The organism is Streptomyces sp. NRRL B-24085, assembly GCF_001282115.1.
Lineage (GTDB): Bacteria > Actinomycetota > Actinomycetes > Streptomycetales > Streptomycetaceae > Streptomyces.
This window is the reverse complement of sequence record NZ_LJBR01000402.1, coordinates 1-8,156: the sequence shown is the minus strand read 5'-3', so window position 1 is coordinate 8,156 and position 8,156 is coordinate 1. Positions and strand designations below refer to the sequence as shown.

At 73.4% G+C, this 8,156-nt stretch carries 9 protein-coding genes; all 9 read left to right on the top strand.

Features of this window, described 5'->3' with window-relative positions:
- Positions 1–104 precede the first annotated feature (104 nt).
- Positions 105–866 carry an SDR family NAD(P)-dependent oxidoreductase gene (locus tag AOJ26_RS34640; protein ID WP_053852331.1) on the top strand — a complete coding sequence of 254 codons (762 nt, stop codon included), beginning with the start codon at positions 105–107 and terminating at the stop codon, positions 864–866.
- Between the two features lie 47 nt (positions 867–913).
- Complete coding sequence (locus AOJ26_RS34635) at positions 914–1,720, top strand: carbon-nitrogen family hydrolase (protein ID WP_053852330.1); 807 nt, start codon at positions 914–916, stop codon at positions 1,718–1,720.
- Between the two features lie 261 nt (positions 1,721–1,981).
- The gene (locus tag AOJ26_RS34630; RefSeq protein WP_053852329.1) at positions 1,982–2,665 is read left to right on the top strand and encodes a hypothetical protein; all 684 of its coding nucleotides are present in this window, start codon (positions 1,982–1,984) and stop codon (positions 2,663–2,665) included.
- Positions 2,662–2,865 (top strand): hypothetical protein, encoded by a 204-nt coding sequence (locus tag AOJ26_RS34625; protein ID WP_053852328.1) that lies wholly within the window; start codon positions 2,662–2,664, stop codon positions 2,863–2,865. The genes AOJ26_RS34630 and AOJ26_RS34625 overlap by 4 nt, the downstream gene beginning before the upstream one ends.
- 127 nt (positions 2,866–2,992) lie before the next feature.
- The gene (locus AOJ26_RS34620; protein ID WP_053852327.1) at positions 2,993–4,684 is read left to right on the top strand and encodes a GH3 family domain-containing protein; all 1,692 of its coding nucleotides are present in this window, start codon (positions 2,993–2,995) and stop codon (positions 4,682–4,684) included.
- Positions 4,685–4,722: 38 nt separating this feature from the next.
- On the top strand, positions 4,723–5,604 hold the full coding sequence (locus AOJ26_RS34615; RefSeq protein WP_053852326.1) for an alpha/beta fold hydrolase: 882 nt from the start codon (positions 4,723–4,725) through the stop codon (positions 5,602–5,604).
- Positions 5,594–6,739, top strand: coding sequence for an enolase C-terminal domain-like protein (locus AOJ26_RS34610; RefSeq protein WP_234358746.1), 1,146 nt, complete (start codon positions 5,594–5,596; stop codon positions 6,737–6,739). The genes AOJ26_RS34615 and AOJ26_RS34610 overlap by 11 nt, the downstream gene beginning before the upstream one ends.
- Positions 6,740–6,807: 68 nt before the next feature.
- Positions 6,808–7,644 (top strand): FAH family protein, encoded by an 837-nt coding sequence (locus AOJ26_RS34605; protein WP_053852325.1) that lies wholly within the window; start codon positions 6,808–6,810, stop codon positions 7,642–7,644.
- Positions 7,641–8,156 (top strand): hypothetical protein (locus AOJ26_RS34600; RefSeq protein WP_159044458.1); only part of this gene is annotated, 516 nt, incomplete at its 3' end. The genes AOJ26_RS34605 and AOJ26_RS34600, both read left to right, overlap by 4 nt.

The following is an 8,156-nucleotide window of genomic DNA, read 5'->3' as shown; positions in this document are numbered from 1 at the left end:
GCCGACGAGTGTCCGGCGGGCGCCTCGCGCTCGCCCTTCCGCGACCCGGCCTGAACCCGCGCCCCCTGATCCCCCCCCTGTCCCTCCACGAAAAGGCTCGATCCATGACTCGACGCTGTGCGCTCGTCACCGGTGGCTCCCGGGGCATCGGGGCCGCCGTCGCCACCGAACTCGCCGCCGCGGGGCACCGCGTGGCCGTGCACTGCCGTGCCGACTCCGCGGCCGCGAGGGACGTGCTCGACGCCCTCCCCGGTACCGGACACGTCCTGGTCACCGGTGACATCGGTGCCCCCGGCGCGGCCCGGGAGATCATCGACGCCGCGGTCGCCGGGCTCGGCACGGTCGACGTGCTCGTCAACAACGCGGGCGTGTACGCCGAGCAGCCCGTCGCCACCACCCCGTACGAGGACTGGCAGGCCGACTGGCGGCGCCTGGTCGACGTCAACCTGCTCGGCCCCGCCGACCTGATCTGGTGCCTGGTCGACCATCTGCGGCACCGCCTCCAGGGCCCGCAGGGCGCCTGCGTCGTCAACGTCGGCTCGCGCGGCGCCTACCGGGGCGAACCCGACGCCCCCGCCTACGGGGCGGCCAAGGCCGCCCTGCACGCGCTGACCCAGTCGCTCGCCCAGTCCCTGGGACCGCTCGGCATCGCGGTGACCGCCGTGGCACCGGGCTTCGTCCGCACCGACCTCACCGAACCCGTGCTCGTCGGAGCCGTCGAGGAGGAGGTGCGCAGTCAGAGCCCGCTCGGCAGGATCGCCGTGCCCTCGGACATCGCGGCCGCGGTGGCCTGGCTGAGCAGCGCCCGGGCCGAGTGGTGCAGCGGCGCCGTGCTCGACGTCAACGGCGCCTCCCACCTGCGCTGACCCACGCCCCCGTGCCTGACGGCCACTCACCACGAAACGGAGACCCCGTGCGCGCCTCAGTCCTCCAGATCGCCGTACGCCCCGACGAACCGGCCGACGAGCGGCGCGCCCGCGTGTCCGACCTGGTCCGCCGCCAGCACACCAGCGACCTGGTCGTGCTGCCCGAACTGTGGACGGTCGGGGCGTTCGCCTTCGACGCGTTCGCCGGGCACGCCGAGCCGCTGGACGGCCCCACCGCCCGGGAGATGGGCGCGGCCGCGGCCGCGGCACGGGTGTGGCTGCACGCCGGTTCCGTCATCGAACGCGGCCCGGCGGACGAGCTGTACAACACCTCCCTGCTGTTCGGCCCCGACGGCCGGCTCTCCCGCGCGTACCGCAAGATCCACCGCTTCGGCTTCGACCAGGGAGAGGCCGCCCTGCTGGCCCGGGGCGGCGAGACCGTCACCGCCGTGCTCGACGGCGACGCCACCGCGGGACTGACGGCGGGCCTCGCCACCTGCTACGACCTGCGCTTCCCCGAGCAGTTCCGGCTGCTGGTGGACGCGGGCGCCGAACTCCTCCTCGTCCCGGCCGGCTGGCCCGCCGCCCGCCGCGCCCACTGGTCGCTGCTGGCCCGCGCCCGCGCCGTGGAGTCACAGGCGTACGTCGTGGCCTGCGGTACGGCCGGCACGCACGCCGGTGTGGAGCAGGCCGGCCACAGCGTGGTCGTCGACCCGTGGGGCGAGGTCGTGGCCGAGGCCGGGCCCGGCGAGGAGACGCTCGTCGTCGACCTCGATCCGGCGCTCGTCGCGAAGACCCGGGCCGAGTTCCCCGTCCTGCGCGACCGGGTGCTCGGTGTGCCGGCGCCCCGCTGACATGTGCCCCGCGACGGCGGGGACGGCACCTGCCGTCCTCGTTCTCCCCCGCCGCATCTCTTCCTCCAGCCCCTTGCGCCCGTCGCAGCAGCCGTGTAACACTCTTTCGCGAGGCAGTCTGCCTTCTTCCAGGAGTCCTCGCAGTGCCGTAGCGCCGCCATCGAGCGGCGCTTTTTTGTTGCCCGGGTTCTCCTGTTCGTCCTCTTTTCATCCCGTTTCCCTCCGGCTTCCGGGCCGGAACTCCCCGAAGGTGAGGCGACCATGGCCGCCCCGACGTCCCGACGCTCCCTCCCGGCGCAGTGCGCGTCGAACCGCTGTCACCGCGCGGCCCGCTCCGGAGTCCTGCGGCGCAGGCCCGCCGAACCGGGCGCCCGGCTCTGCGGACCCTGCACGCGTGCCCTGGCCGCCGATCTGGCCGCCCTGCCCGCACTCCACCACGACAGCGAGCAGCACCTGGTGCTCCCCGCCCGGCAGGGCGGCCTCGCCCGGGTCACCGGCCACCGCCCGGACCCGCCGCCCGTGAGCGACGCGGCGCTGGAGGCCCGGCACGACGCCGTCGTCCAACTGGCCTCCTGGGCCCGGCTGGTGCTGGACTCGACCGGGGACGGGCAGCCGCCGGAGCGCACCGTGCCCGCGCTGGCCGCCTTCCTCGGCCGGCACGTCGGCCTGCTGGCCGCCCACCCCGCCGCGGGCCCGGCGGCCGACGGGATCGCCCGCGTGGCCACCACTCTGCGGCTCGTGGTCGCCCCGCCCAGGCCCGGCCTTGTCCCGCTCGGCACCTGCGTCGAACCGGGCTGCGAGGCCGAGGTGACGCTGCCCGAGCGGGGCGGCGAGGACCTGGTGCTGCGCGGCCCGATGTGCGGCGCCGGGCACGTCCTGACGCCACGCCAGTGGCTCCTGCTGAACCGCCGCCAGTCGATGTCCGAGGCCAAGGAGACGGCATGAACAGCGCGCACCCCGCCCCCGGCAGACGCGTCCCCACCTCGCTCGCGGCACTCGCCCTCGACGTCCGCGAGGGCACGATCCGCCAGTGGGCCCGTCGCGGCAAGCTCACCCGTTACGGGACACGCCGTCAGGCCCTGTACGACCTGAACGAACTGGCCGCCCTCGTGGCCGGTGAGACCGCCCCGGCGCACGACGCCTGACCGACGGTCCTCCGCACCAGCACCACACCTGATCCATCCGCCACCCCACCGTCCGGCCACCGCCGCGCGGTGCCGACCCATGCCCGAAAACGGGCCGTCGGCACGGTTTTCCCGAGGAGAGACAGCAGTGGACACAGCCCAGACCCCCCAGCTCGCGCAGACGTCCCCCTGGCAGCAGCACTGGCAGACCCGGCGCGACCCCTTCGTCGACGAGTGCCTGCGGGCCCGGCAGAACCTGCTCGCCGACCTGAAGGACCCGGCCGGCGCCCAGGCCCGGGTCCTCGACGACCTCATCGACATCGGCGCCGCCTCGCTGCACTGGAAGGAGAAGGGGTACGACGTGATCGCCGCCGACCCGGCCCGCTTCCGGTCGGTCCTGCCGGTCATGCGCTACAACGACTTCGCCGAGGAGATCGACCGCGAGACCCGCACCAAGGGCGGCATCCTCTCGTGCAGCCCGGTGCTGCGCTGGCTCAAGACCAGCGGCACGACCGGCACCCCCAAGCGGGTCCCGTACACGCTGCACTGGCTGCTGACGTACCGGATCCCCGCGATGAAGGCCATGTGGGGCACCTGCCTGGAGCTCCACCCCGAGATCCTCGCGCACCCCTGGGCCACCCTGGACACCCAGACCGTCCGCGAGGACGTCTTCGACTTCGTGCACGGGGTCGAGCACCAGGCCATCAGCAACCGGCACCCGCAGCTCAACAGCCGGGACTGGAACCCGCCGTGGTACGAGTCCCCCTGGTTCGGCCCCGACGCGCCCACCAGTCACGCCGGGCGGATGTACCACCGGGTGCGCAACCTCGTGGGCAAGGACCTGCACTACATCTCGGCCATCAACCCCAGCACCCTGGTCTCGCTGCGCGACCTGATCGCGGAGCACGGCGCCGAGCTGGTGCGCGACCTGCGCGCGGGCACGCTGCACGGCAGGCCCTGGACCGATCCCGACGAGCGGGCCGCCGCACACCTCGAAGGCGTGCTGGCGAAGGACGACTTCAGCCTGGTCGACGTCTGGCCGTCCCTGACCCTGTACAGCTGCTGGCTGTCGGCGTCCGCCGAGCTGTACCGGCCGCGGCTGGACGCCGTCCTGCCCGGCGTCGCCAAGCTGCCCTTCATGAGCTGCGGGACCGAGGGCGTCACCACCGTCCCCGTGGACGACACCCTGGAGAGCCAGCCGCTCGCCGTCAGCCAGGCGTACTTCGAGTTCGTCCCCGCCGACGTGCCGCTGGGCGCGCTCCTCGACGCCGGCGAGAAGGTCGGGACGCTGCTGTACGACGAGGTGGAGGCGGGCCGCGACTACCACCTGATCATGTCTCAGGGGAACGGCCTGTACCGCCTGTGGACCGGGGACATCTACCGCGTCGACCGGATCGTGGACGGCACGCCCTGGATCCACTTCACCCACCGCGACGGCGTCTTCCACTCCTTCACCGGCGAGAAGATCACCGAGGGCCAGGTCACCCAGGCCATCCGCCAGGGCCTCGCGGCGAGCGGCCTGGAGACCGGGCTGTACATGTGCGGCCCGCGCTGGGACGAGCTGCCCTCCTACACGGTCGTCGTCGAAGTGCCCGAGCCCGCCGCGGAGTTGGACCGGGAACTGTCCGGCGCGATCGACCGCGAGCTGTCCGTCATCAACATCGAGTACGCCTCGAAGCGGGACAGCGGACGCCTCGCCGGACTGCGGGTGCGCACCGTGGCGCAGGGCGCGATCGCCGCGTACGTCGAGTCCCGGCGGCAGCAGGGCAACGCCACCCAGTACAAGTACAAGCCCTTCCAGCAGGACGTCGACTTCGTCGGCGCCCTCGTCACCGACTGAACGGCCCCGACCGCCCTTCCACTTGAGGAGAGTTCACCGTGATCGAGACCATCAGGCCCCCGCAGAACATCCGCCGCGAGATCATCGACGTGCCGTGCGGCGACACACGGCTCGCCCTGCACGTGTGGCGGCCCGAGCGGATCAAGGGAGCCGTCTTCTACTTCCACGGACTCCAGAGCCACGCCGGGTGGCTGTGGGAAGTGGGCCCGCGCTTCGCCGACAACGACATCGCGTTCTTCGTCCTCGACCGGCGCGGCAGCGGCATCAGCCCCGGCCCGCGGGGCGGGATACCCGACGCCGACACCGTCCTCGGCGACTACGCGCAGGCCGTCGCGTTCGTCCGGGCGATGATCGGCGACACCGTACCCCTGTCCCTGTTCGGGCACTGCCTCGGCGGCTCCTTCATGGCGGCCCTGATGTGCCACGAGGGGTTCACCACCCCGTACGACGCGGCCGTGTTCTGCTCCTCCTGGCTCGGCCGGATGCACGCCACCCTCGACGCGGACACCCGGGAGGCGATCGCGGCCGACCGCAGCGAGCAGTTGTGGGACGCGGGGCTGCGGGCCGCGGACTTCACCGACGAGGTCAAGTACCAGCACTTCATCGACCACGACGACCTGGCCGTACGGCAGTTGACGCGGCGGTCGCGGGCCGTGCTGCTCGACCTGGAGCGGCGCTATCTGGCCGGCGGGCCCACCACCGCGCCGGTGCCCGCCGCCACCTTCGTCTCCGGGATCACCGACCCGATCGTGGACCTCGACGCCGCCCAGTCCGTCTTCCAGGACCTGGTGGCCGGGCGGGGCGCGCTCATGCGGTTCCCCACCGACCGGCACTACCTCTTCTACACCGACGTCAGCGACGACCTGGTCGACTGGACGTCGACGTACACCCTGCTCCAGGGGGTGAACCGTGGCGTCTGAGGCCGGGCGGGCCCGGCTGTACCACGTCGAACTGCCGATGCGGACGCCGTTCGACCATCCCGCCGCCCGCCGCCGCACCTCCGACAGCCTGGTCCTGAGCCTCACGGCCGGGGGAGTGACGGGCCTCGGGGAGTGCGCGCCGCGCTCCTACGTCACCGGCGAGACCACCGCGAGCGTGCGCGGCGCGCTGGAACAGACCGATCGCGACGCCCTGTTCGCCCGGCTGACCGGGCATCCGCCCGAGGAAACACTGGAGTTGCTGCACCGGGACGGCTTCGCCCGCGTCTTCGGTGTCGACGGGGGCAACAACCTGCTCTGTCTGCTGGAGACCGCGGTCCTGGACTGGCTGGGCCGCAGGCTGGGGGCGGGCGCTCGGGACCTGCTGCCGCCCGGACCGGCCGCCGGGGCGGGGTCCCCGCCGAGTCTTCCCGTCTCCCAGGTGCTCGATCTCAGCCTGGACGCCGAGGAGTTCCTCGCCACCCGCGGCCCCTTCCACTTCGTGAAGATCAAGGCCTCGGACGACGTCGAGCACGACGCCCGGACCGTACGCACCCTGCGCGACAAGCTCGGCGACGACGTCCCCGTCATGGTCGACGCCAACATGAGCTGGACCCCGGCGAACGCGGTCGGACACGCCCACCGACTGCGCGAGGCGGGCGTCGACTACGTGGAGGAGCCGCTGCCCAAGGGCTCCTGGGAGGCACTGCGCGTGCTGCGCCGGGACGGCGGGGTGCGGGTCATGCTGGACGAGTCGGTGTGCACGGCCCGGGACGCCCGCAAGGCGGTCGAGTCCGGGGCCTGCGACGCGTTCAACATCCGCGTCTCCAAGAACGGGGGACCGCTGCCGGCCGCCGGGCTCGTCGCGTACGCCCGGGAGAACGGGATCCGCTTCCAGTTCGGCGTCCAGGTCGCCGAGGTCGGCCCCCTCATCAACGCGGGCCGGGCCCTGGCCTTCGCCCACCCGGACGCGCTCACCGTCGAGGCCGGGCAGTCCGACCGCTTCTTCCCGCGGATGATCGTCGCCCCGCCCCCGGCCGTCGACCGGGACACCAACACCCTGCGTCCCGCGGACGGCACCGGCTGGGGCATGGACCTCGCCCGGCACGCCGAGCGCTGGGCGGTACGGGACCTCTGACCGCGAGCCGTGACCGCTTCCCCTCGTGCCGGAACGCTTCCTCTCATGCCGGAAAGGCAGGAACTCCCATGACCGTGCTGTTCGAATGCACCTATCAGGGCCGCCGCCACATCGGACTCGGCCTGCCCCGCGAGGGCGAGCCGCTGCGCCTCGTACCGCTCGGCGACCGGAGCCTGGCGGACCTGCTGCTCGCCGGTGACGACCTCGCCGACGCCGAGGCGGTGACCGTCCCCGCCGGGGAGGTGACCCTCCGGCCGCCGCTGCTGCCCGACCACCCCGGCGGCGCGATGGTCGGCGGCTTCATGCAGACCCACAACGTCAAGGTGGACGCGGACACCCCGGCCCAGCCGAACTGGTTCCTCAAGGGCCTCGGTGACGTGCTGAAACTGCCCGGCCAGGACCTGCGCGCCCCGGACGGGTCCGTCGCGCTGACCGAGGAGGCGGAGGTCGTCCTCGTCCACGTCACCGACGCGGCGGGCCGGCCCCGGTACGTGGGCTACACCTTCGGCAACGACCTCACCGACATCGGCCGCTTCCGGCGCCACCGGGGCCACCTGTCCTACGCCAAACTCTGCGACGCGGCCGTGGCGCCCTGGCTGTTCCTGGGCGAACCCCCGCGGCACGTCACCGGGCAGGTGACGATCGAGCGGGACGGCGAGCCGTGCTGGCGGGGCGAGTTCACCACCGGCACCAAGGCCCTGCACTACGGCCTCGACGACATCATGTCCGAGCTGTTCTCCTACGACGCCCTGAGCGTCCCCGGCCGGGTGCACTACGTCTACCTCGGCGCCGACCGCAGCAGCTTCCACGACGGCTTCCGCATCGCCGACCGCGACCGCGTCACCCTGGACTTCGCGAGCCACGGGGTGACCCTGTCCAACACCGTGCGCTGCGAGGGAGCGTGAACGGGGGCGAGGGGGAGCGCCGGCTCAGCGCCACGGAGGCCACCTTCGCCTACACCCACGCCCTCACGCGCGGGAGCGGGCGGCTCACCACCTCGTTCACCGTACGGGGCACGTTCGCACCGGAGCGGGTGGAGCGGGCCGTACGGCGGTGGCTCGGCCGGCTGCCGCTGCTGTCGCTGCGGATCGACGGCGCGGACGGAGGGCTGTGCTTCCGGCAGGGGACGCCGCCGGGCCAGGACGACGGGGCGGCGGGGGAGCGGCTGTGGCGGCTGCGGGCCGCACCCGGACCGGCCGGCACGACGCTCTTCCGCCTCACCGTGCACCCCGCGATCTGTGACGGGTACTCCGTCGGCCGTCTCGTACGGCCGCTGCTGGACGCCCTGTTCGACACCCCGGGCCCCGACGCCGCCGACCGTGCGGCGGAGGCGCTGCCGCCCGACACCGACGACCTCACCTACGAGGGCGGCGGCGGGTGCGGGTGCGGGGCGTGCGGGGCCGGGGCGGCGGTGCCG